20 protein-coding genes, 1 tRNA gene and 1 pseudogene are annotated in these 22194 nt (G+C 34.0%); 9 read left to right on the plus strand and 13 right to left on the minus strand.

Going from position 1 to position 22194, the window contains the following annotated elements:
* Positions 1 to 7 precede the first annotated feature (7 nt).
* A complete protein-coding gene (locus AAGD63_RS01385) occupies positions 8 to 1375 on the minus strand; it encodes a hypothetical protein (RefSeq protein ID WP_341813566.1) in 1368 nt (455 codons plus the stop codon).
* Positions 1376 to 1652: 277 nt separating this feature from the next.
* Between AAGD63_RS01385 and serS the strand changes: the two genes are divergently transcribed.
* Together serS and purD are read left to right on the plus strand one after the other, a co-directional pair.
* On the plus strand, positions 1653 to 2933 hold the full coding sequence (gene serS / locus AAGD63_RS01390; RefSeq protein WP_341813789.1) for a serine--tRNA ligase: 1281 nt from the start codon (positions 1653 to 1655) through the stop codon (positions 2931 to 2933).
* A gap of 33 nt (positions 2934 to 2966) precedes the next feature.
* Positions 2967 to 4238, plus strand: coding sequence for a phosphoribosylamine--glycine ligase (purD, locus tag AAGD63_RS01395; protein ID WP_341813567.1), 1272 nt, complete (start codon positions 2967 to 2969; stop codon positions 4236 to 4238).
* A 58-nt stretch (positions 4239 to 4296) separates the two neighbouring features.
* Here the strand turns inward: purD and AAGD63_RS01400 are convergent, their stop codons facing one another.
* Positions 4297 to 4746, minus strand: a complete 450-nt coding sequence (locus AAGD63_RS01400; RefSeq protein ID WP_341813568.1) for an RDD family protein — start codon at positions 4744 to 4746, stop codon at positions 4297 to 4299.
* 49 nt (positions 4747 to 4795) lie between these two features.
* Complete coding sequence (locus AAGD63_RS01405; protein ID WP_341813569.1) at positions 4796 to 5242, minus strand: RDD family protein; 447 nt, start codon at positions 5240 to 5242, stop codon at positions 4796 to 4798.
* Between the two features lie 174 nt (positions 5243 to 5416).
* Between AAGD63_RS01405 and icd the strand changes: the two genes are divergently transcribed.
* From icd to nth, 3 genes are all read left to right on the plus strand, one after another.
* Entirely contained in the window at positions 5417 to 6835 is a 1419-nt protein-coding gene (gene icd / locus AAGD63_RS01410; RefSeq protein WP_341813570.1) for an isocitrate dehydrogenase, read from the plus strand.
* An 82-nt stretch (positions 6836 to 6917) separates the two neighbouring features.
* Positions 6918 to 8141, plus strand: a complete 1224-nt coding sequence (locus AAGD63_RS01415; protein WP_341813571.1) for a molecular chaperone DnaJ — start codon at positions 6918 to 6920, stop codon at positions 8139 to 8141.
* Between the two features lie 98 nt (positions 8142 to 8239).
* Positions 8240 to 8914, plus strand: a complete 675-nt coding sequence (nth, locus tag AAGD63_RS01420) for an endonuclease III (RefSeq protein WP_341813572.1) — start codon at positions 8240 to 8242, stop codon at positions 8912 to 8914.
* 85 nt (positions 8915 to 8999) lie between these two features.
* Here the strand turns inward: nth and AAGD63_RS01425 are convergent, their stop codons facing one another.
* The 3 genes from AAGD63_RS01425 to purH form a co-directional block, all read right to left on the minus strand.
* On the minus strand, positions 9000 to 9347 hold the full coding sequence (locus AAGD63_RS01425) for a transposase (protein ID WP_264331290.1): 348 nt from the start codon (positions 9345 to 9347) through the stop codon (positions 9000 to 9002).
* 293 nt (positions 9348 to 9640) lie between these two features.
* Positions 9641 to 10015, minus strand: a complete 375-nt coding sequence (locus AAGD63_RS01430) for a transposase (RefSeq protein ID WP_341813573.1) — start codon at positions 10013 to 10015, stop codon at positions 9641 to 9643.
* A gap of 358 nt (positions 10016 to 10373) precedes the next feature.
* Positions 10374 to 11894 (minus strand): bifunctional phosphoribosylaminoimidazolecarboxamide formyltransferase/IMP cyclohydrolase, encoded by a 1521-nt coding sequence (gene purH / locus AAGD63_RS01435; RefSeq protein WP_341813574.1) that lies wholly within the window; start codon positions 11892 to 11894, stop codon positions 10374 to 10376.
* A gap of 76 nt (positions 11895 to 11970) precedes the next feature.
* Between purH and AAGD63_RS06135 the strand changes: the two are divergent.
* Positions 11971 to 12123: pseudogene (locus tag AAGD63_RS06135) on the plus strand (WPE palindromic element domain-containing protein); the annotation flags it as partial.
* Between the two features lie 141 nt (positions 12124 to 12264).
* Here AAGD63_RS06135 and fmt read toward each other — a convergent pair.
* The 6 genes from fmt to AAGD63_RS01470 form a co-directional block, all read right to left on the minus strand.
* Positions 12265 to 13164 carry a methionyl-tRNA formyltransferase gene (fmt, locus tag AAGD63_RS01445; RefSeq protein ID WP_211908448.1) on the minus strand — a complete coding sequence of 300 codons (900 nt, stop codon included), beginning with the start codon at positions 13162 to 13164 and terminating at the stop codon, positions 12265 to 12267.
* A 19-nt stretch (positions 13165 to 13183) separates the two neighbouring features.
* Entirely contained in the window at positions 13184 to 13549 is a 366-nt protein-coding gene (gene rplT, locus AAGD63_RS01450; protein ID WP_264331293.1) for a 50S ribosomal protein L20, read from the minus strand.
* Between the two features lie 21 nt (positions 13550 to 13570).
* Positions 13571 to 13777 (minus strand): 50S ribosomal protein L35, encoded by a 207-nt coding sequence (rpmI, locus tag AAGD63_RS01455; protein WP_006013548.1) that lies wholly within the window; start codon positions 13775 to 13777, stop codon positions 13571 to 13573.
* A 98-nt stretch (positions 13778 to 13875) separates the two neighbouring features.
* Positions 13876 to 14319, minus strand: a complete 444-nt coding sequence (locus tag AAGD63_RS01460) for a PAS domain-containing protein (RefSeq protein WP_341813576.1) — start codon at positions 14317 to 14319, stop codon at positions 13876 to 13878.
* 211 nt (positions 14320 to 14530) lie between these two features.
* A complete protein-coding gene (locus tag AAGD63_RS01465) occupies positions 14531 to 15295 on the minus strand; it encodes a hypothetical protein (RefSeq protein WP_341813577.1) in 765 nt (254 codons plus the stop codon).
* 288 nt (positions 15296 to 15583) lie between these two features.
* A complete protein-coding gene (locus AAGD63_RS01470; protein WP_341813578.1) occupies positions 15584 to 16507 on the minus strand; it encodes a hypothetical protein in 924 nt (307 codons plus the stop codon).
* Between the two features lie 252 nt (positions 16508 to 16759).
* Between AAGD63_RS01470 and alaS the strand changes: the two genes are divergently transcribed.
* Together alaS and AAGD63_RS01480 are read left to right on the plus strand one after the other, a co-directional pair.
* Positions 16760 to 19399, plus strand: a complete 2640-nt coding sequence (gene alaS / locus AAGD63_RS01475; RefSeq protein WP_341813579.1) for an alanine--tRNA ligase — start codon at positions 16760 to 16762, stop codon at positions 19397 to 19399.
* Between the two features lie 211 nt (positions 19400 to 19610).
* Positions 19611 to 19682, plus strand: a tRNA-Asn gene (locus AAGD63_RS01480).
* A gap of 86 nt (positions 19683 to 19768) precedes the next feature.
* Here AAGD63_RS01480 and AAGD63_RS01485 read toward each other — a convergent pair.
* On the minus strand, positions 19769 to 20503 hold the full coding sequence (locus AAGD63_RS01485) for a hypothetical protein (RefSeq protein WP_341813580.1): 735 nt from the start codon (positions 20501 to 20503) through the stop codon (positions 19769 to 19771).
* A gap of 187 nt (positions 20504 to 20690) precedes the next feature.
* Here AAGD63_RS01485 and gpmI point away from each other — a divergent pair, with 187 nt between their 5' ends.
* Positions 20691 to 22187 carry a 2,3-bisphosphoglycerate-independent phosphoglycerate mutase gene (gene gpmI, locus AAGD63_RS01490; protein WP_341813581.1) on the plus strand — a complete coding sequence of 499 codons (1497 nt, stop codon included), beginning with the start codon at positions 20691 to 20693 and terminating at the stop codon, positions 22185 to 22187.
* The last annotated feature ends 7 nt before the right edge of the window (positions 22188 to 22194 follow it).

Below are 22194 nucleotides of genomic sequence, written 5' to 3' on the forward strand. Positions count from 1 at the left end.
AGGCTTTCTAGTTGCTAAAAAATGTATTTTTGACACTGTTATAAGCCATTATTATAGCATCTTGCAGAGATGAACTTGTGGCAGGTTGTGTTTCCTCTTTCTTACTATCTTCAAGACTAAGCTGCTGTATAGTATCATGTAAAATTCCACCTTCAGCAATGGATTCTTTCCACTCTTCATCCTCCATAAGTGCTTTTGCGAACTCTCTTCTTTTTTCTTGCAATTCTTCTGGCTTAGGCTTGTACTTTGATAACTCTCTGTCAATTTCATCAAATGATTTATCCTCGTTGAGCATTTCCGTAATCCTATGAGCATTTTCTAAAGCAAACACTCCACAATTACAACCATCTTTTTGCTGCTTAGTTGGTGAGCTTCTTATGTTGTCATCATTTCCTATCTCCAACGTTTCCTGCAATATACTCACTATATAATTGCCATCAATTTGCTTACTAACTAATTTGTTTTTGTGTTTTCTTGCGCAATTTAATGTTTCTTGAACATCATCTTTTTTTTCCTTAAGGATGACATTGTCTGGATTATTTTCTTTTTCCCTTATCAAATCTCCGATTTCATTGTCTAAAGGCTCCACACATTCCGCAGTAATCTCATTAGCAAGACTTATATTATCTTTTATTGTTCCATCAATCTTATTTGGTAATTGAGTGCCAAATGAGTCACAATAGTAAGCTCTAAATTGTTTATTTGTTGATTCATATGTACCGACTAATGTTACCCAATGATAATTTCCTATATTAACAACTGCAGTAAATGTTTTTTTTGAGTTTTCCCGCTTTACTTCATTTTTGTACTCTTTTAACCTTTCATTTAATGAGTTTACATCTCCAGGAATAGAGAAAAATACATTATTCGTGGAGGATTCTGAATATCCATATTTCACTCTTGCAATATGCGCAATATCATGCTGCCGCAACAAGTAATCATATTTTTTGAGATTTGTCTGATGCATAAGAGTTTGTAAATCTTCATGAAACTCCTTGCCACCCAAACCACTATCTCCTGAAGCATTAGAATTTCTACGACTATTGTTACTTGAGGTAGGTTCACTTCCTGGTGCAATACCACTATCTGTAGATGGAGAATAGGAATTTCTACGTACCCTCTTATCCGAATCATTTGTTTGTCTTGATATAGTATCTAGTCCACTATCCAGTGATTTACTTCTTGTGAATTTTTGCTCTTTTGGACTCTTTTCTTCCTTTACAGTTCCTTTTCCATCAACATAATCTTTTACCAAGTAAAATAAAGGTTCAATAACCACCTTGTATGTTGCTGTAAGCACTATTCCCATTAAAATCCAAACTATAGGGTTGGAGATGAGCATAGCAAGTGGTAAGGTTAAGAGGAAAGATCCCATTATCAATCCCAAACAGCCAATGGTAAATGTAGTCGCCAAATATATACAAAAAGCGTAGACAGCAAATCTTCCACTAGCCTTAAATTTAGTGAAGTGAGTACTCTCTTTAAATTTATTGTATCTTTCTATGATGCCTAACATATTATATTTCACGTTTATCAATTCTAGCAAATTCTGGAGATAAAATCAATATTAGCATTTATCTGCATTTATATGTAAAATATTGAGCATTAAAAGATTTTGAAGTACAGTAATGATGTTAGTAATAGCACAACATATGCATGATATAGAACATATACGCAAAAACCCTGAAGGATTTGAAAAAGCAATAAAAAGCAGAGGGGTGAAAGAATTTACTACAGGAGAAATATTAGAGATTGACCATAAAAAAAGATCACTGACTACTAAATTGCAAGCTTTAAATAAGCAACGCAATGAGATCACGGAAGAAATAAAGAGGCTTAAAATGAACAAAAGCCCCTGTAAAAATGAGGTAGAAGTGTCAAGAAACATAACAAATGAGATAGAAGCAATCAGCTTAAAAGAGCAAACGGAGAAAGATAACTTAATGAATATCTTATCTAACTTACCAAATATCTCTGCACAAAACGTGCCAATAGGTGAAGATGAGAGCTCCAACGTAGAAATCAGAAAATATGGAGAGAGAAGAAAATTTGATTTTACACCAAAATTTCATTATGAACTCGGAGAAAGGTTAGGCTTGATGGATTTTGAACAAGCAGCAAAAATTTCTGGATCAAGGTTTACAATATTAAAAGGACAGTTAGCTAAGCTTGGACGAGCATTAATAAATTTTATGCTGGAAACACATGTTAATGAATTTGCCTATACTGAGGTGTATCACCCAGCCCTGGTGAAAAACGAGGCGATGTATAACGTTGGTCAGCTACCAAAATTTTCTGATGACTCATATTTAACTACCGATAAATTAAGATTAATTCCCACAAGTGAAGTAGTTTTAACAAATTTAGTTGCTGACAAAATAATAGAAGAAAAAGAACTGCCTATTCGTTTTACTGCATATTCAGAATGTTTTCGTAAAGAAGCTGGCAGTGCAGGACGAGATACAAGAGGTATGATAAGGCAACACCAATTTGGTAAAGTGGAGTTGGTAAGCATCACAACTGAAGACCAGTCAAAAGACGAGCTTGAACGTATGACTAGTGTTGCTGAAGAGATATTAAAAAAACTAGAATTACCGTACAGAGTAATGCTACTTTGCAGTGGCGATATGGGTTTTGCTGCACAAAAGACTTATGACATAGAGGTATGGTTACCTGAGCAAAATAAATATAGAGAAATATCAAGCTGCTCAAATTGCGGTACGTTCCAGGCAAGAAGAATGAACACTAAATACTTCTTAGAAACTGACAGAAAAACAAAAAAATACGTTCACACTTTAAACGGCTCAGCTTTAGCCATAGGAAGAACAATTGTTGCTATAATGGAGAATTATCAAAATTCCGATGGGTCAGTTGCAATACCAAACGTGTTGCAAAGATACATGAGTAATGATACTGTTATAAGCAAACAATAATTTTGACATATATAGAAAAGCGAGGAAATAAAGATGAAGGTTTTGGTTATAGGTTCTGGTGGGCGTGAGCATGCTTTACTTTGGGCTCTAAAGAAGTCTCCTACCTTGACTAAGTTATATGTTACTCCTGGTCGCCCGGCCATGGAGAATTTTGGAGTTCTTGTGAATATAAATATTCAAGATTCAGTGGATGTTACACAATTTTGCAAGAAAGAAAATATAGAGCTAGTAATTATTGGTCCAGAGCAACCGATAATTAATGGACTTGCTGATGATTTAACTGCAGAGGGAATAAATGTTTTTGCTCCAAGTCAAGCAGCTGCAAAACTTGAGGCATCAAAGTCTTTTACGAAGGAACTATGTAAACAATATGGTATACCGACCGCCAAGTATGAACGTTTTATTGATGAAAGGTTAGCTAAAAATTTTGTCCGTAGTAATAAAATAAAATTGCCGCTTGTAATTAAAGCAAATGGAATTGCAGCAGGGAAAGGTGTCATAATATGCCACACAGAAAATGAGGCTTTTTCAGCAATAGATTCAATGCTAGTGGAGAAAAATCTTGGTGAGTCAGGTGAAGAAATAATCATAGAAGAGTTTTTAATTGGAGAGGAAGTAAGTTTTTTTGCTCTTATTGATGGGTTGAAGGTAGTAACCCTTGGGTATGCAAAAGATTACAAGAGAGTTGGTGAAAATAACGAGGGACAAAATACTGGAGGCATGGGGTCATACTCATCACCTTCGATTATAAGTAAGGAGATGGAGCAAAAAATTATCCAAAAAATAATATATCCTACAATTCAAGCACTGACTAACATGGGAACATCCTATAAAGGAGTACTCTTTGCTGGTTTAATGATTTGCAAAGATAGTCCAAAGCTTCTTGAGTATAATGTTAGGTTTGGGGATCCGGAAATACAATCTATGTTACCTAGACTTGATCCAAATTGTGATTTGCTAAAGTTGATGTTGTCAGTTGCAGAAGGCAAGTTAAATACAAAAATGGTGGAGTTTAATCACAAAACTACAGTTTGTGTAGTTGTTGCAAGTAAAGGCTATCCTGGTGATTATCAAAAAGGAGAGGTAATTAAAAGATTGGATAAAATTGAAAACATTCCTGGTGTGCTAGTTTTTCATGCTGGTACTAAGCTAGATGAAAATGGTAATTGGATTTCTGATGGCGGAAGGGTACTAAATATAGTAGGAGAAGGAAACACTTTGGAAGAAGCTAAAAGTAAAGTGTACTCAGCATTAAATTTTCTAGAATGGTCAGGTGGGTTCTTCAGGTATGATATTGGTAGTTAATTTAGCTCATGCAGAAACGAAAAAAGTCACTTTGCAAGCAGTAAACTAAAGAAAAACATCAACTAGGTTTATAATCTATCACTACCGTGTTTGCAATTTTGTCGTGAAAAGCTTGTTTATGTTCATCACCTACTACACATACTAAAACTAAGATTAGTATAGCTAAGAATAAAATGGGATTACAAAGTGATATGCAATAAATTATAAAAAGAGCTATAGTCTTTTTCATTGCTTGCATTGTAGTGATTGACTCAAATGTATCTTTGTCTTTTACACGCATGCTAAATAACAAGTGTCCTGGAGTGCCGCCAAATTTTACTAGCATGAATATATGAAATATACATGGTATCATTAAAAATAAAGAAAATACAATCGTGGTGATTACAATTATTGCACCCATGGTCCCTTGTATTGCGTGTGTAAGTGAGAAACCCACCGCCATTAAACCAAATGGTATTGCGATAAATAAAATATAATCAACTATAAATGCTAGAGTACGTCTTGTCATCGTTGAGTAGTTTACTTTTTTATCTATGTACTACCTATAAAGAAAAACATCAACTAGGTTTATATTCTATTACTACTGTTTTTGCAATCTTATCATAAAACGTTTGTTTGCGTTTATCAAATATTGCTAATACAAAAAGTAAAATTAATATTACAACAGGACACAAGAGACAACATAAGGCAATATAGTCAAATTGAGAATGTTCAAGGTAATAATAAGACAGCAGCCAAAATGGAAGAAAAATAATCCAAGAATAGTTTCTAAAAAAGCCTCTTATTATTACCTGTTTTAGAGTAACATTTGTAAATGTATTTACACCTTTTATGTATATTTTTAGCAATAATTTTCCTGGAGTACCACCAAATCTTGTTATCAGTAGTATTTCTACTACTATATATAGTATAAGTATAAAGATCTCATATATTGATTCTTTAAATAAAAAAGAAGCGAGTGAATATATGACCGCATCAAGGACGGATGCTACAGTACGCTTCATGAAGCCCACATGATTTATTTCAATATTCATAGCCTAATTTATATTTCTAGTATCACTATCTAATATAAAGATGCGTTATTAAATAACCGTAACTATACTAATTTGGGTAATATTAGCTACTTGTGTCACTCTATCATTTGAATTAACATTAAGTCATGTGTAATTAGGAAAGTTATGTCAACACCAATCACAGTTGCGTATGGTGACGGTATCGGACCAGAAATTATGGAAGCGGTGCTGTCGATATTGCGTGAAGCGAAAGCAGAGATCTCAATAGATATTATTGAAATAGGAGAGCGTGTTTATAGTAAGGAATGGTCTCATGGAATTTCTCCGAGTGGTTGGGAATCTATCGAAAGGACAAAGATATTACTCAAATCTCCAACAACAACCCCTCAAGGTAAAGGGCACAAAAGCTTAAACGTTGCGCTCAGAAAGAACTTAGGGCTGTATGCAAATATTAGACCATGCATTTCGTATCACCCTGTTATAGAAAATAAATTCGATAAATTTGATGTTGTTGTAATACGTGAAAATGAAGAAGACGTTTATACGGGAATAGAGCATAGGCTCACTGGTGATTCTTACCAATGCACTAAAATTATTACTAGATCTGGCTCAGAGAAGATATGCAGGTATGCTTTTGAATACGCGAAAAAACACAACAGAAAAAAAGTAACTTGCCTGACTAAAGACAACATAATGAAAATGACTGACGGCGCTTTTCATGCAGCGTTTGATCGTATTGCAAAAGAATACCCAAATATAAAGATAGAACATTATATAGTTGATATTGGAATGGCAAAAGTTGCTACAGAGCCCGAGAATTTCGATGTTATAGTAACTGAAAATCTATATGGCGACATATTATCAGATATAGTGGCACAAACCTCAGGTTCTGTAGGGCTTGCAGGAAGTAGCAATATAGGTAATGAATATGCAATGTTTGAAGCAGTGCACGGTTCTGCTCCTGATATTGCAGGAAAAAACATGGCTAATCCTTCTGGTCTTTTAAATGCCACAGTACATATGTTGGTCTATATTGGTCAAGTGAGTACTGCAAAACTAATCTATGATGCATGGCTGAAGACTTTGGAGGATGGAATACACACTGCCGATTTATATAAGAAGAAAAGGAGTAAGCAGAAAGTTGGTACCAAAGAATTTGCAAAAGCTGTTATAGATAATCTAGGGAAAAAACCCACAACGTTATCTGAGCTTATAATTAGCAGTGATTCGGATAGTAAAATAAATAAAGTACAAGACAATTACGAACAAGATTACAAAGTTAAAAAGCTAGTGGGTAGTGATATAACGCTTGCCTGGGACAAATCCAACAATTTTGATCAAATAGTTAGGTTATTTGAATCGAGTAATCTGAAAATGATAGCAATATACTCAAAAGGACTTGCAATTTGGCCAGGAGGCTCAAAGTCTTCAAGTGACCAAATAACCTGCAGGTTCATTGCAAATAATGAAATTACAAATAGTGATGTGAATAACTTGCTAGTCAAATTTGAGGAACATAATTTTGATGTGGTGAGAATGGATAAGTTGTATTTGTATGATGGGAAAGAGGGTTTCTTCTCTTAGTGGTTGCTTGATATTTTTATGCTTGTGTGAAACATTAAATATATTATACTAATAGTATCATGTATTTATGTGAGGCGTAGTAATGAGTCAACATTTTAAGTTAACTGGTCAGGGGTTTTATGATAATAATGATCTGTTTAACGTACTAGAGATAAAAGCTGAACAAATTGTAGGTAAGGATTATCAAGCTCTTAGCAAGTTTCTGAAAAAACAATATAATAAATTGATACTTGTAAACCATCCTGACAAAGGTGGAGACAAAAATAGATTTGATCAGCTTTATAAAGCTGATCAAGGGCTAAAAAAGTACATTGAACCTTTGGAGTCAGGAAATCCTTGTGTTAAAGTCAGTGTTGGTGCTGAAAGTAATGGACGTTTAACAGCAAGAGAGTTTCACTATAGGAGAAAGTTGTTTAACGAGCTAAAAATCAGTGAGGAAGAAGCTGTAGGTAAAGATTTTGATGGGTTGATTGCTATACTAAAAAGAAATGATTGTTCGTTTGGAGAAGACCTAAAAAGCTATAATGAACTTCAGGCTGAAATAGAGAGGATTTTGCTAAATCAAAATTTAGATAATTTTCAGAAGAGTGTAAAAAGTGCAAAGTTAATGCAAGAGTTATATCAATATATAGCAAAGCCAAGCATACAATTATTCAATTATATTACTCCTCTAAAAGAAAAGAGAAGCCTAATTGAAGAAGATAAAAAGACATTAGCATTGAAATTTATAGAGCGCAAAAATGCTCTAATGTTAGTACCAAAAATAAGTCTTCTGCCTTTAGCTCTATTAACTACAATTACTATAGGTTGCTATTTTTCATGGTGGATCATAGCATTTAATATCATTATCAATAAGCTCTGTAATTCATTAGTAAATTATTATATGGAGAAGTATAAAAACTCAGAAATTTCTACTGATGAATTCATGAGTAAAATGAGCTATATCGAGCTAAGTAGTAAACTTCTTATCAACTATCCTTTAGCTGCTTTTTCTGTTTATTTAGTTACAACAAATTTCATTGCTAATGGATTAACTGTTGGTGGAGCTATACTTGGTCCACTATTGTTATTGGCAGTATTAATTGAAATGTTAGCTCCTGTTTTCTCAAAAGGCTGTGAAATATATGCTGACAAGCACACAAAAGATTTACTAGAAGAGGATCCAAGAGATAGAGTGCAAAAGGAGACTGATCTGTTAGGACGGTATGATCCACGAAGGCTATTAATGCCGATAATTATGCCTCTTGTTAGAAAGTGTTTGCAGAAGTGGCAAGCGAATTTGCTGAGAGGAATTTTGATGAGGTAAACACTAATGTGTCTGATGTCAAAGCTGAGCAGCAATTTGAACCTCAAGGAATTGGATTTACACAGCAAACAGTGTAGTATAAGTTTTTAGCTCTATGCATGGACTCAAAAAAAGTAGAATTGATATTTGAAAAGTTTCAACAATCAAATCCTGTACCAAAAATAGAGCTGAATTATACCAATCATTTTACGTTATTAGTTGCGATAGTTCTATCAGCGCGAACAACTGATATAAGCGTTAATAAAATTACAAAGGAGCTGTTTAGTATCACTGATACTCCAGAAAAAATGCTGAATCTTGGGCAAAGTGAGCTGAGAAAATACATAAGCAGTATTGGTTTATATAATTCCAAAGCAAAAAATATAATCGGGCTCAGCAAAATATTGATTGAGAGGTACAATAGCAAAGTGCCTACTAATTTCGATGATTTGGTATCTTTACCAGGGGTTGGGAGAAAGAGCGCTAATGTGTTCTTAAATTCAGGGCTTGGTATTCCAACATTGGCAATTGATACTCATGTTTTTAGAGTAAGCAATAGAGTTGGGCTTGTGAAAGAAAAAGATATATTTAAAACAGAGCAATCTCTTTTAAATGTGGTTCCAAAAAAATACCTGCTTTATGCTCATCATTGGCTAGTTTTACACGGTAGATACATTTGCAAGGCACAAAAACCTTTGTGTGAAGCGTGCACAATTCATGATTTATGTGAGTTTGAATGCAAGAGGTTAGCACAACACTTCGATATTTCTTGCTTTTATCATCCAAGTAGCTGATCTCTATGATGGTGTCAACCGAGTAGCTGACACTGGGATGGCTTTGTTGCATCGCTTATCGGATAGTGGGTAAAGGATAATAAATTCATGAAACTACCTCAAACTTAGCCATGCCAATATCAGTAAATTTATTGAGTAAGTAACATTTTATTAGCAACTCTTTTTCTCGATTTACTTCAGATCTATTTCTAAAACTAAACCCAAATATTTGCTTTAATCTTGAAAAAAATCCTTCAATATATGACCTTTTTCCATAAACTGCTTCCTTCTTCCACTCTTTCACACCGTCTTTACCACATAATCTAATGGCAGCATTCCTTTCAGCCATATAATCCAATTTTGTATGCTCCGCTGCACGATTTTTCGGTAAAATTTTTGTCTTTATATCATATTTTTTGCACAATTTATAAAGCTTGATAGGCTCTGTCTGCATATAATGCTTTTATAGCATGCTGAAAGCTGAGCAAGTCGCAAGCACCATAATGGTCGGAGTAGGCACCATTGCTATATTGTGCAGCTATAGCTTTTTTACTATTTATACTCAATATTACGTGTAGCTTTCTTACCTGTTTATAACTGCGATACTTCGCTATTTTCCTTACTGTTACCAGGTGTATTATCTGATACTTGTACTGTCTATGGCAATTTCAATATCTTCCATATTGTTTTTATCAACTCTGCAATCATTGATCTTAATATTGAAACCTTCTTGAAGCCTGCGAATAGCTAATGACTGCTAACTACTTGCTGCAAATATCCTTTTATAAACCCTACCGTTTGTCTTAAGCCAATTCTAAAGAGACTAGCGACTATATGCACTAAAATCACAACTTTATTACTATAAATATAATTTCCACCTCGCATTTTGGGGCTATTTTCGTACCAATTTTCTATTGCCTCATTAATAAAATGAAAAATATTTCCTCTTTCTTGCAGAAATCTGTTATATCCATGGCAGTTACTGACCTTCATTTTAGTTGGCATATTTTTCTTTCGTAGGTTAAATGCCTGTTTTATAGTGAATTTCGTCAGTAACTTCCAGTTCTTTTTATCTGAGCTATGCAACAAAGCCCACTGGAATCCAGTCTTTCTTACCAACAAAAACTTAGAATAACTTTTGTTCTTAAAAAATTTCTAGATTCCAGACTCATGTTTCAATGTTAAACAAGGTACAATAGAATTGAGTAGGGTAATTTCTAGGGAATTATTATATTCTAGAAAAAGTAAAATGTCATCCAGATAGACTAATATACAAGGTAAGCTGAATGTCTATAAGGAAAAACAGCAAGGCTTTTAGGATTTGCTATAAATCGCATCAGGAGCTCAAGAGTACAGCTTACAATTACAGATAGGTATAGTTGAGTTTAAAGTAACTACATCAATTTACTACAATTTTCAAACCTATAAGCTGCTATGCAACAAAGCCCTGTGTGGGTATAATTTTGACAGGATACAAAGCTTAATGGAGAAAGTTACGAACATAAGTGAAAAACATGGCAATTTTATTCTCATTTGCAGCTGCTATCACGTCTTGATCTTTCAATGAGCCACCTGGCTGAATTATAGCTGTAATTCCATGCTTTGCACTCTCTACTATACTATCTGGAAATGGAAAAAATGCATCTGAAGCAAGCGCTGCGCCTTTACATTTTTCACCTGCTTTTTTTACTGCAATATTCACACTATCTATTCTGCTTGTTTGTCCTGCACCGATGCCAATAGCACAACCGTCTTTTGCTATCACTATTGCGTTGGATTTCACATGTTTACATATTTTCCAAGCAAAAATAAGATCTTCCTTCTCTTTTTTTGTTGTAGTGCATTCTGTCACTCGGTTTATTTCTTCTACTTTTACTGTATGGTTATTATTTTCTTGCACTAAGAACCCGCCAACAACATTTTTGATTTGATATTTTGCATTTTGCTGAAGAGATTGATGAATAATCACTCTTAAATTTTTCTTTTTTTGTAAAATTTTTAGCGCCTCATTGTTTACCGATGGTGCTATCACCACTTCCAAAAATATCTCGTTTAATTTCTCTGCTAGCTTTAAATCTATCTCCCGATTGAAAGCAACTATTCCACCAAAACTGCTTATTTCATCACATGATAGAGCTTTTTCATATGCTTTTAAAGCACTATCACTAACAGCAGCGCCACATGGATTATTGTGCTTTATTATCACTGCTGCAGGTTCTTGAAACTCAGAAATTATGTTAAGTGCAGACTCTATGTCGACTATATTATTATAGCTCAACTCTTTTCCATGTATTTTCTCCAGTGGATACTTGCTAAATTGATTGCTATAAAATGCAGCTTTTTGATGAGGATTTTCACCATACCTGAGTCCTTGTGCTTTACATCCATATAAAGTAAAAAACTCTGGTAACTCATTGCTTTTACCCTGTGATAAAAACCAATTGTAAATATTAGAATCATACTGTGCAGTCAGAGCAAATGCTTTAGTTGCTAGATGTTTTCTATATTCTAATGTTGTCTGATTGTTATTTTTGATCATCTCAGCTTTCAGTGTTTCGTAATCTTGAATGCTAGAAATCACTGAAGTGAAATGAAAGTTTTTTGCTGTAGCTCTAATTAATGCTACTCCACCTATATCTATTTGTTCTATGATTTGCTTCTCACTTGAGTTGCTATTAACCGTTTTCCAAAATGGATATAAGTTAGTTATAAGCAGATCTATCGGCTTAATTTCTAGATTCTGCATTTCCTTTTCGTGCCTTTTTCGATCACAGAGTATTCCTCCATGAATTTTAGGATGTAAAGTTTTCACTCTGCCATCTAGTATTTCTGGAAATTGTGTGTAATCTGAAACTTCTTGCGTTTTTATTCCCGCACCTGATAGCACTTTATAAGTATTCCCTGTTGAGAGAATTTCTATTTGTTGCTGCATCAAAAACGATGCAAGTTCAATTATATTTGTCTTATCGTATACTGATATTAAAGCTCTTTTAATTTTCATATGGAAGGTTTCTTAAGATTATATCTAAGAAAAGAAAATTTGTCTATATATAGCTACTACGTCATACCGCCACGTTATCCACAACTGTACGAACATTGTGATACAAGAGACCAAGAAAGATGTCATCCCAGTGCCCAGACACTGGGATCCAGAAAACTTCACTTTAAATGAACACACCAGGTGGCTGTACAATAGAAACTGGATTCCAGTGTCAAGCACTGGAATGACACCATCTACTACTCAAATTGCCTGCAAATTGCAATGTTCGTACACCAAAACGCGGTATCTTGTTGTAGATTCTGCTAACAAGCAGCGGAATACCAAATTGTAGAAGTTGCTTTAGCTCTTCTCACCCTCCCTTCAAAGTAGTCTATTCTATAAATTTTTTTGTTAAACTTGATTTTAAGCCACGAACAAAATCTTTAATATCGCAAGGATTTCTTCCTTCCATTTGTACAACTTTAGGAATTAAAGTACCACCTTTTAAACTTATATGCATATTATCATTAATGATTTCACCTTGTCCTGAAGTGAAGGCTTCAAATTCAGCATCAAGTATCTTGATACGTTTATTCTCTACCTTAATGAATGCTTTTGGATAAAATGCTTTAACCTTTCTATAAGCAATTTCACAGGCGTCACTTGCGTAAATTTTATAGTCTTTTACTTTGTCAGCATAGCACGCATCGTTATCGCTCTGTTTTAAGGGAACTTGCTTTTCAATTTCGTTTAGTACTTTCAGCAGTAAATCACTACCTAATTCAGACAATTTATCATACAACGTCTTATAATTATCGCTTTTTTCAATAAGAAATTTTTTCTGTTTTAAAATAGGGCCAGAATCTAATCCTTCATCTAGCTGCATAATGCTAACTCCGGTTTCTTGATCTCCGGCTAAAATTGTGTGCTGTATCGGAGCTGCACCGCGCCACCTAGGCAGCAATGATGGATGAATATTAATACAACCATATTTGGGAATATTTAAAATTTCTTTTGGAAGTATCAATCCATACGCAGCAACAACTGCAACGTCTGGCTTAAAATTTCCAAACTTTTCTTGCTCTATCGAAGATTTTAAAGAGGTAGGAGTACATACCTCTATATCACTTTTTTCAGCAACGATGTGTACTGGCGATTTTGTTAACCTCTGCCCACGTCCAGAAGGTTTTGGAGCTTTGGTATATACTGCTACTATTTCACTCTGTAATTTCAATAGTAAGTTTAACGCACCAACAGCAAACCCCGGTGACCCCATGAAAATAATTCTCATGTTTTTAGGTGTGTTTGCTTTAGGAATTTTCTGCTAACTTACTATTTACAGTTTCTATTAATTTAGCAAAATCATCCTTATGATTAACAGCCATCTCAGCAAGAATTTTTCTATTCAAATCAACTCCAACAAGTTTAAGACCATGCATAAACCTACCATAAGTAAGTCCATGTTCTCTTGCCGCTGCATTAATACGTATTATCCACAAACCACGAAAATCACGCTTGCGATTTCTTCTGTCTCTATAAGCATACTGTAGTGCTTTTTCAACCCTTTGTAATGCAATTCTATAACAATTCTTTGCCCGTCCTCTATAACCCTTTGCTAATTTTAATACCTTTTTATGACGAGCATGAGTAGCGACTCCACGCTTTATCCGAGCCATTTTTATCTTACCTCCATTTTATTAAATACCATAAGGCATATAAAGTTTAACTATACGCGAGTCAGATTTATTGAGAATCGTTGTACCGCGTTGATTACGAATATTAGATTTACTTCTCTTTACCATGCCATGTCTCTTACCTGACTGAGTAGAGATGACTTTACCCTTAGCTGTAAGGTGAAAGCGCTTTTTGACAGAAGATTTGGTTTTTAATTTTATTTTCGTCATATTCTAAACAAATTTACAAACACCACTATTTAATTCTTTATTAGTAATTAAGTATGAGTATAGATAATTTTATTAAAGAATCAAATTAAAATTGTATTTTAAAGCAGCTTGAATGTAATCACACCCAGTATATGTGTTATACCTTCTTCATTCCCAATTGGTAGCAATACTTGCCTTATTTTAACACTTTCACTTTCTTCCTCTTCGTTAATTGAGCATTTACTCTCTATTACAGTCTCAAGTTTATCAATAACTGCATCTATTTTATATAACCGCAAAAATGGTGCATCAATTGCATACTTATCATCGATGTACATCTTTTTTTCAAAACCATAGAATTCAATAGCTTTTTCTCCTGCATTTTCACAAATATAACCTCGATCTTTAACTTCAATGATAAAACAATGCTGCCATGACTCCATGATTTCTGCAGTGTCTATTTCATGTCTTTCTGGCCATTCTCTATCTGATCCTTTTATATCACTCCAATGTTGAGTAACTATATTCACTATTCTTCTTTCTTTGCCTGTATAATTTTCCATTCGAAATTCCACATATAAAACACAGATATGAGGTAAATTTATCGTGAATGTATTGATTTTTTCTTACTAAAGGATGTAGATTATTGAAAATTCTCATCCTGTTTACACAACAGGTAATGATAAATTAAGTATAATAATTAGAGCATAAAAATTATTAAATGAGGAAACTGTAAAAAAATAATAAAAAAATTCTATTTTTGCAATATTTTGACTAAATAATACTATTACCTCTACTTTCTAAGGTTATTGCACTTAATAAATTACTAGATGAAGTTTCTTCCTTAGAACTACTATGGCTTTTATTTTTTCTATTATAAAACCAACATTTAAATGGTACAGCTGCTGCGATAGCTGCTAACAAGACTACTCCCATTGCTAACATATCTACTGTTAACACTCCCATATTTTCCTTATTTGATCGAGATGTTTCCAATAATTTAAATCTTCTCAAGTTCCTATCATGAATCATAGGATTACCCAAAATATTTGTCGTATTTTTAACATTTCCTATATTTTGAATTGTAATTCCATTACTAGCGTTTGATTTTTTCATTTCTTCCATTACTTGTTTTAAGTTTGGTAGTTCTGTTGTTGTACTTTCAATATCAACAGCTTCCAGCTTTTGCAAATTCTCATTACTCAAAAACTCTTTGAGATACTTTTCATAAAACTCTTTGGCATTATATCTTTTATAACTTCGTATTTTTCCACTCTTGAGGTCAGAAACAATATCATCAATCATCACTTTTGGATTTTCTGCATGCACTATTTCTCCTTCAGCAACAAGAATACGATAAGATGTATCGTCAGGCATACATACATACTTAAGTTTTAAATCACCTCCTCCCAATAGAAAATATATTGTTCTGTTTTGTTCTACATCTCGCAATTCTGATTCAATACTAATCCATCTATTCCTTTTTTCCTTATTGATTGATCTTTTTTTTCCTACAGTATTTTTAAATCTTCTTGACATATATGACCCCCAAGCTGACCAATATTTCCTTATGTATAAAAGATAAATTATTTAAGTCCACATCTTTTCACTAAGATTTTTATATTTTTATTATACTAAATAATACATATATTAATATCTGAATTTCTCATTGCAATTTATTATACCTTAGTAAAAATGATATAAAATTAGAGAAAGAATTATAAATTTTGTGTAAGACAGGAAAATTTCTTCTCCTTTGGTCCCAGAGCATATAAGTGCTGTAAGCGCTAAGTTGATGGCACTGTTGTGCCATCAAACTCTGGAATTTTACTCAACACTAATCTGAGAAGATAGATGTGCTACCGATGTAGCATTGCTGAGCAAAGATTCTATTTCTGATGTAGATCCGGAATGCTCAAGTTGAGTTTGTTCAGGAAGGTTTTTCATAGCTTTTTCAACATCGTAGCTACCTTCCCTATTTTTTCTATGCCATACAAAGTATCCTAATCCTGCAAAAGCTACTGCTAGCACTCCACCCAATATACCACCAGCAATCCCTGCTATTCCTATATACTGTCCTCCATTTATTTCGGGTAATTTAGGCCCTTCCACATCTGTGCTATTAAATATAGAATGATCTAATACTTCTTGTGAATTACTATCAAAACGGGAAACACTACTTATACCTTCAGGTGTAATTCCATAACTAGCGTTTGATTCTTCTATTTCATTTATTACGTCATTAATCTCTTTAGTAGTTACTTTGCTTGATGCAAAATCGAATTCTTGTTTTGTTAAAGAAGCTGATTCGATAGTTACACCTTCCTTCATCTGATAATCAATTTCTTCAGTAGTAGATCCTCTCAATTGGCTATTTTCATCAGTTCTTTCTTTTAGCTTTTTTGAACTATCCTTACCCAATTCATCTACAAGGTTTTGTAGATATATTTTCTTAAATTCTCTATAATTATATTCTTTACCTTTTTCTATTTCTCCACTCTTAAGACCTAAAATAATTCTATCTATTGTCGATTCACGAATTGCTTGAGGAATGTCTATTGAATTTACTATTCCTGTAACCAAGCCTATCTCAGCTGCTCTAGAAGATATAGAGAGGTCTTTTACTGTTAAATTCTCTCCTTTAATTAAAAATTCTACCCTTCTGTTTTGTTTTATACTTTCCAAGTCAGATACAATTCTAATTGTTGGACCATCCATCTCCTGCTTATTTGTTGTTTCTCTCTTTCGCATGCTATTCTTAGTGTTTTGGAATTTTTTTTGGCATTTCACACTCCTTAAATTAATTAATAAAAGTATTATTTGAATTAACAAATACTTCTCTATGTTAGTGGATAAAATATTTAAACCTATATCTTTTTATTAAAATTTTTATGTAAAAGTTACTTTTATTATACTAAGTAATATATATATTAATATTTAGATTGATAAATTGATTTTACTTCTGTTACAACTTATTATGCATAGATAACCTCAGTAAAAACGATGAAGCTAAACGAAATTAGAGAAAGATTTATAAAATTTTTTGTAAATAATAATCATGAGCAAGTTCCTTCTTCTCCTTTGATTCCAGAGAACGATCCAACACTCATGTTTACAAATGCTGGTATGGTACAGTTCAAAAACATCTTTACCGGCACGCAAAAAACTGAAATGAAACGTGCCGTCTCAAGTCAAAAGTGTCTCAGAGCAGGTGGTAAACACAATGATCTTGAAAATGTTGGCTATACATCTCGACATCACACATTTTTTGAAATGCTCGGAAATTTTAGCTTTGGTGATTACTTTAAAGAAACTGCGATAGAATTTGCGTGGAAATTTATTACTGAAGAATTGTCTCTTGATAAAAACAGACTATCCATAACTGTTTACCACACTGATGATGAAGCATATGAAATTTGGCGTAAGATAAGTGGCTTTTCAGATGATAAAATCATAAGAATTACAACAGATGATAACTTTTGGAGCATGGGCAATACTGGTCCATGTGGCCCATGTTCTGAAATCTTTTACGATCATGCAAATCAGGATTTGCATGAAGACGACAGAATTGTTGAAATTTGGAACCTGGTGTTCATGGAATTTAATAAAGATGAAGAAGGTAATTTACAAAAATTACAAAAAAAATGCATCGATACCGGAATGGGCCTTGAAAGAATAGCAGCTGTTATGCAGAACGTTCATGATAACTATGATATTGACCTATTTTCTGCTCTGGTAAGTAAATCGCAAGAGTACTGTGGAAATACGGAAAATAAAGTAGCTCATAAGATTATTGCAGATCACCTTCGTGCAACTGCATTTCTCATCGCAGAAGGAGTACTTCCTGGAAATGAAGGAAGAAATTATGTACTACGCAGATTGATCAGGAGAGCAGTACGTTATATCCATCTACTTGGATATAATGATTCTCTATTGAACCTTGTTTTTCCTGCACTCATAGATGGCACAAGTTTGGCTTATATGGGAGATGCTTATCCAGAGCTAATCAGAGCTAAAAGCTTAATAGAAACAACGTTAAAATCAGAGGAAGAAAACTTTAAAGACACTTTAATGAAAGGCATTAATCTCTTGGACAAATTTACTGCAGATTTAAAATCAGGTGACACTCTATCTGGAGAATCAGCATTCAAACTATATGACACTTATGGATTTCCTTTGGATATCACACTTGATATTTTGAAAGAAAGGAAAATAAATTTTGACCAAAAAGGTTTTGATAATGCAATGAAAGAGCAAAAAGAAAGAGCACGTGCTAAATGGGCTGGATCTGGTGAAAAATCTGTTGAGCAAGTATGGTTTGATTTGATCAATAAATTTGGCAAAACAAAATTTGTTGGTTATGAGTATGATGAAGTAAAGGATGCAACAGTACTCGCAATAATTTCCTCTAAAAATGAAGTAATTGATTCTGCAAAAGAAGGAGAAAAGATAACTATTATACTTGATAAAACACCTTTTTATGGCGAGTCAGGTGGACAAGTGGGAGATATTGGAAAGTTCCTTCTTGTCATCCCAGTACTTGATACTGGGATCCAGATTCCAGCGTCACGCGCTGGAATGACACCAGATTTAGGCGTAATCATAGTGGAAAATACCAACAAGATTAATGACCTATATTTACACAGATGTATAGTGGAGTCTGGTTCAGTTCGTAAAGGTGATACAGTTACAGCGAGTATTAACAAAAAAAGAAGACAAGACTTAAGCAGAAATCATTCAGCTACACATCTTCTACACTTTGCACTCAGAAAAATCTTAGGTGATCACGTTACTCAAAAAGGTTCTCTAGTCGCACCAAATAGACTAAGATTTGACTTTAGTCACAATAAGCCAGTCACTCAGGATCAGCTGTCTTCAGTAGAAGATATAGTAAACTCTCTAATCAGAGAAAATCTTTCTACGTCCACAAAAGTTCAAGGTATGGATAAGGCAATAGACGAAGGAGCGATGGCCTTATTTGGTGAAAAATATGGTGATAATGTTAGGGTTGTAAAAATTGGAGATTCAAAAGAATTATGTGGTGGTACACACGTGGAGCGTACCGGAGAAATTGGTTTGTTTAAGATAGCAGCAGAATGTTCCGTTGCATCTGGAGTAAGAAGGATCGAAGCTTTAACCGGTCAAGAAGCAATTAATTATGTACGCAATAACGAAATTAGCTTAAAAAAAGTTGCAGAATGCGTAAAAGCACCAGCAAATGAAATAATAAGTCGACTCAGTATTTTAAGCCAAGAGCGCAAAGAATTTGAAACCAAAATAAAAAATCTTTATAAAAAGATTATCAGTGTAGAAAATATAAAAAGTACTGAAATAAATGGAATAAATTTCGTAAGCCACACTTTTACTGACGTTCCAGGAAGTATCATAAGGGAATTTGCTCTACAGCAACAAAAACCGAAAACTGTAATAGCCTTCATGGTAACAGAAAAGGATAAAACAGTTTTGATTGTCAAAGTAAGTAAAGATTTAACTAATAAGATCAATGCAAAAGAGCTAGTATCTACTGTAACCAGAAGGGATTGCAGTGGAAATACCGAACTTGCCCAAACAGGCTGTGATAACAATAAAATAGATGATGCCATTACAGCAATCCATAGCAAAATAACAGCTTGCAAAAACTAATACACCCTACTACCTCGATATCTTTTAACCGTAAACGGAATCGTCAAGGTATTATGCAAATAGGGGTAGAGAAGACTTAACTGTCAAATGAGCATATCAGGTAATAAGAACTAGATTACAGCTCCATGCACTGGAATGATATCTAGGTCTAAAGTCTACATAAAAATCGTTTACAATCGGCGTTCAATGTGATAAGTTGAAAGCAGTTTATTCCTCGGTAGCTCAGTGGTAGAGCAGTTGGCTGTTAACCAATTGGTCGCTGGTTCGAATCCGGCCCGGGGAGCACTATTTTATACAATCTGTACATTTCACTTTTAGCCCAAAATTCACTACCTTTTTTTGTCTCTTAAACAGACAAAACGTGTGAAATTATATAGGTTTAAAGCCTTTACTGTCAAAATGCAAAGATGTCTGCGCTTCACTTAGCTTGCTATCTGGCTCCTCTTCTATTTTTCTTTTATTACATTTCCTTTTTAATTGAGGAAGGACATTTTTTGGCAATGTTTCATCAATACTGCAATAATTGTAAATGAGCGAAGTAAGACGCACCAAATTTCCACCCGCCAAAGTCTGTGCACCTCTGTAATTAATGCTGTTATCATATACTTTAAGTGTAATAAGATTTGTAAGATTTCCACTCGCTAAAACTTCCGCACCTTTGTCACTGATTTCATTCCATCCTAAACTAAGCAAAGTAAGATTTGTAAGATTTCTACTTGCTAAAGCTTTTGCCCCCCTATCGCCAATTTTATTATCATATAATTTAAGCTCAGTAAGACTTGTAAGATTTCCACTGGCTAAAGCCTCTACACCTTCATCACCAATTTCGTTTCCTCCTAAATCAAGCGAAGTAAGATTTATAAGATTTCCGCTTGCTAAAATCTTCGCACCTTCTGTACCAATACAACAGCAACTTAGATCAAGTGAAGTAAGATGTGAAAGCTTAGCTAATTCTTTTACAACTTCACAATCAATGCTTGAATATCGTAAAATAAGCTTTCTAATGTGTGTATTATTTTTTAAAAAATTTACGAACTTGTTTGTGTTAACTATAGCGCCTGATATTGCTAAAGTATTACCTTTTATATATTGGCTATAACTCACTTGACCTCACTATTAAAGCTATGCAAGTGTTTTAGTAAACACTTCAGCAACTGTCAATCACTTTAATAAAATATTTTATGAAAAATCTCATACCTCTAAGGAGCTTTTTATATCTCTTATTTTAACACAAAAGTTGTGAGAAGAGTTTGTTTTTGGTACCATTGGGGGTTTCGATGTTAACTTTTATATGAACTTTAAATCAGTCGTTTTATGTATACTAGATGGCTGGGGCAATGGAATAGAAAATAGTAAATACAACGCTATTAGCAATGCAAATCTCCCTTGTTGGCAACATATTAACTCTAATTATCCAAAGTGCAGTTTATCTGCCTGTGGAACTGATGTTGGATTACCAGAAGGCCAAATAGGCAATTCAGAAGTTGGCCATATGAATATTGGCAGTGGTAGAGTGGTAATGCAAAGCCTTCAGCGTATTAATCAAGAAATCGAAACGATAGAAAATAATGCAAATCTACAGAATTTTATTAATGATCTAAAAAGTAAGAATGGCATATGCCATATAATGGGATTGATATCAGATGGCGGTGTTCATTCGCATCAAAAGCACATTTCATCTTTAGCAAACAAAATATCACAGCGCGGAATTAAAGTTGTAATACACGCATTTTTAGATGGCAGAGACACGTTTCCAAATTCAGGGAAAAGATGCATTCAAGAATTTACAGAGAGTATAAAAGACAATGATATAAAAATTGCCACTGTCTCTGGACGTTATTATGCTATGGACCGTGATAGTAGGTGGGAAAGAACAATTGAAGCTTATGAAGCCATCGCATTTGCAAAGGCGCCTCGTTATGATGATGCAGTATCGCTTATTGATGAAAATTATCAAAATAATATAACCGATGAATTTATCAGGCCCGCAGTAATAGGCGATTATCAAGGTATAAAACCAGAAGATGGATTGCTATTGGCTAACTTTCGTGCTGATCGAATGATACAATTGGCAAGTATTTGTCTTGGTAAAGCAGGCTATACTGAAGTGGCAAAATTCTCTTCAATTTTAAGTATGATGCAATATAAAGCGGATTTAAAAATCCCTTATCTCTTTCCTCCTGAATCTTTTGCTAACACTTTGGGACAGATAATAGAAGACAATAAACTACGGCAACTGCGCATTGCTGAAACTGAGAAATATGCTCATGTGACTTTCTTTTTTAATTGCGGAAGAGAAGAACCTTTTTCCGGTGAAGAAAGAATACTCATTCCTTCACCAAAAGTTAAAACTTATGATTTGCAGCCTAAAATGTCAGCCTTTGAGCTCACAGAAAAGCTTGTGAAAAAAATTCATTCTCAGGAATTTGCACTGATAGTTGTAAACTACGCTAACCCTGATATGGTGGGACACACAGGTAATATAAAAGCGGCTGAGCAAGCAGTACTCGCTGTAGATGATTGCCTTGCAAGAGTGCTGAGTGCTGCTGAAGAAGTTGGTAACACCACACTCATTATTACAGCAGACCATGGCAATGTAGAATGTATGTTCGATGAAGAAAATAACACACCTCACACAGCGCACACTCTAAATAAAGCTCCATTTATTATATCTTGTGAAAATTTAAAACTGAGAGATGGAAAATTATCTGATATTGCACCTACTATTTTACAGCTACTTGGACTCAAAAAGCCAAATGAAATGACAGGTAGTTCATTAATTGTGTAGTGCGCTT

The sequence above is a fragment of the Wolbachia endosymbiont (group B) of Germaria angustata genome, from assembly GCF_964026725.1.
Classification (GTDB): domain Bacteria; phylum Pseudomonadota; class Alphaproteobacteria; order Rickettsiales; family Anaplasmataceae; genus Wolbachia; species Wolbachia pipientis_C.

Coding starts and splice junctions, on each gene's coding strand:
- AAGD63_RS01415 (WP_341813571.1), top strand. CDS start 6,918: ATGAGTCAACATTTTAAGTTAACTGGTCAGGGGTTTTATGATAATAAT.
- purH (WP_341813574.1), bottom strand. CDS start 11,894: ATGAAAATTAAAAGAGCTTTAATATCAGTATACGATAAGACAAATATA.
- AAGD63_RS01460 (WP_341813576.1), bottom strand. CDS start 14,319: ATGGAAAATTATACAGGCAAAGAAAGAAGAATAGTGAATATAGTTACT.
- fmt (WP_211908448.1), bottom strand. CDS start 13,164: ATGAGAATTATTTTCATGGGGTCACCGGGGTTTGCTGTTGGTGCGTTA.
- AAGD63_RS01400 (WP_341813568.1), bottom strand. CDS start 4,746: ATGACAAGACGTACTCTAGCATTTATAGTTGATTATATTTTATTTATC.
- icd (WP_341813570.1), top strand. CDS start 5,417: ATGTCAACACCAATCACAGTTGCGTATGGTGACGGTATCGGACCAGAA.
- rplT (WP_264331293.1), bottom strand. CDS start 13,549: ATGGCTCGGATAAAGCGTGGAGTCGCTACTCATGCTCGTCATAAAAAG.
- alaS (WP_341813579.1), top strand. CDS start 16,760: ATGAAGCTAAACGAAATTAGAGAAAGATTTATAAAATTTTTTGTAAAT.
- AAGD63_RS01405 (WP_341813569.1), bottom strand. CDS start 5,242: ATGAAGCGTACTGTAGCATCCGTCCTTGATGCGGTCATATATTCACTC.
- AAGD63_RS01385 (WP_341813566.1), bottom strand. CDS start 1,375: ATGGGATCTTTCCTCTTAACCTTACCACTTGCTATGCTCATCTCCAAC.
- AAGD63_RS01470 (WP_341813578.1), bottom strand. CDS start 16,507: ATGCGAAAGAGAGAAACAACAAATAAGCAGGAGATGGATGGTCCAACA.
- rpmI (WP_006013548.1), bottom strand. CDS start 13,777: ATGACGAAAATAAAATTAAAAACCAAATCTTCTGTCAAAAAGCGCTTT.
- nth (WP_341813572.1), top strand. CDS start 8,240: ATGGACTCAAAAAAAGTAGAATTGATATTTGAAAAGTTTCAACAATCA.
- AAGD63_RS01425 (WP_264331290.1), bottom strand. CDS start 9,347: ATGCAGACAGAGCCTATCAAGCTTTATAAATTGTGCAAAAAATATGAT.
- gpmI (WP_341813581.1), top strand. CDS start 20,691: ATGAACTTTAAATCAGTCGTTTTATGTATACTAGATGGCTGGGGCAAT.
- AAGD63_RS01465 (WP_341813577.1), bottom strand. CDS start 15,295: ATGTCAAGAAGATTTAAAAATACTGTAGGAAAAAAAAGATCAATCAAT.
- purD (WP_341813567.1), top strand. CDS start 2,967: ATGAAGGTTTTGGTTATAGGTTCTGGTGGGCGTGAGCATGCTTTACTT.
- serS (WP_341813789.1), top strand. CDS start 1,653: ATGCATGATATAGAACATATACGCAAAAACCCTGAAGGATTTGAAAAA.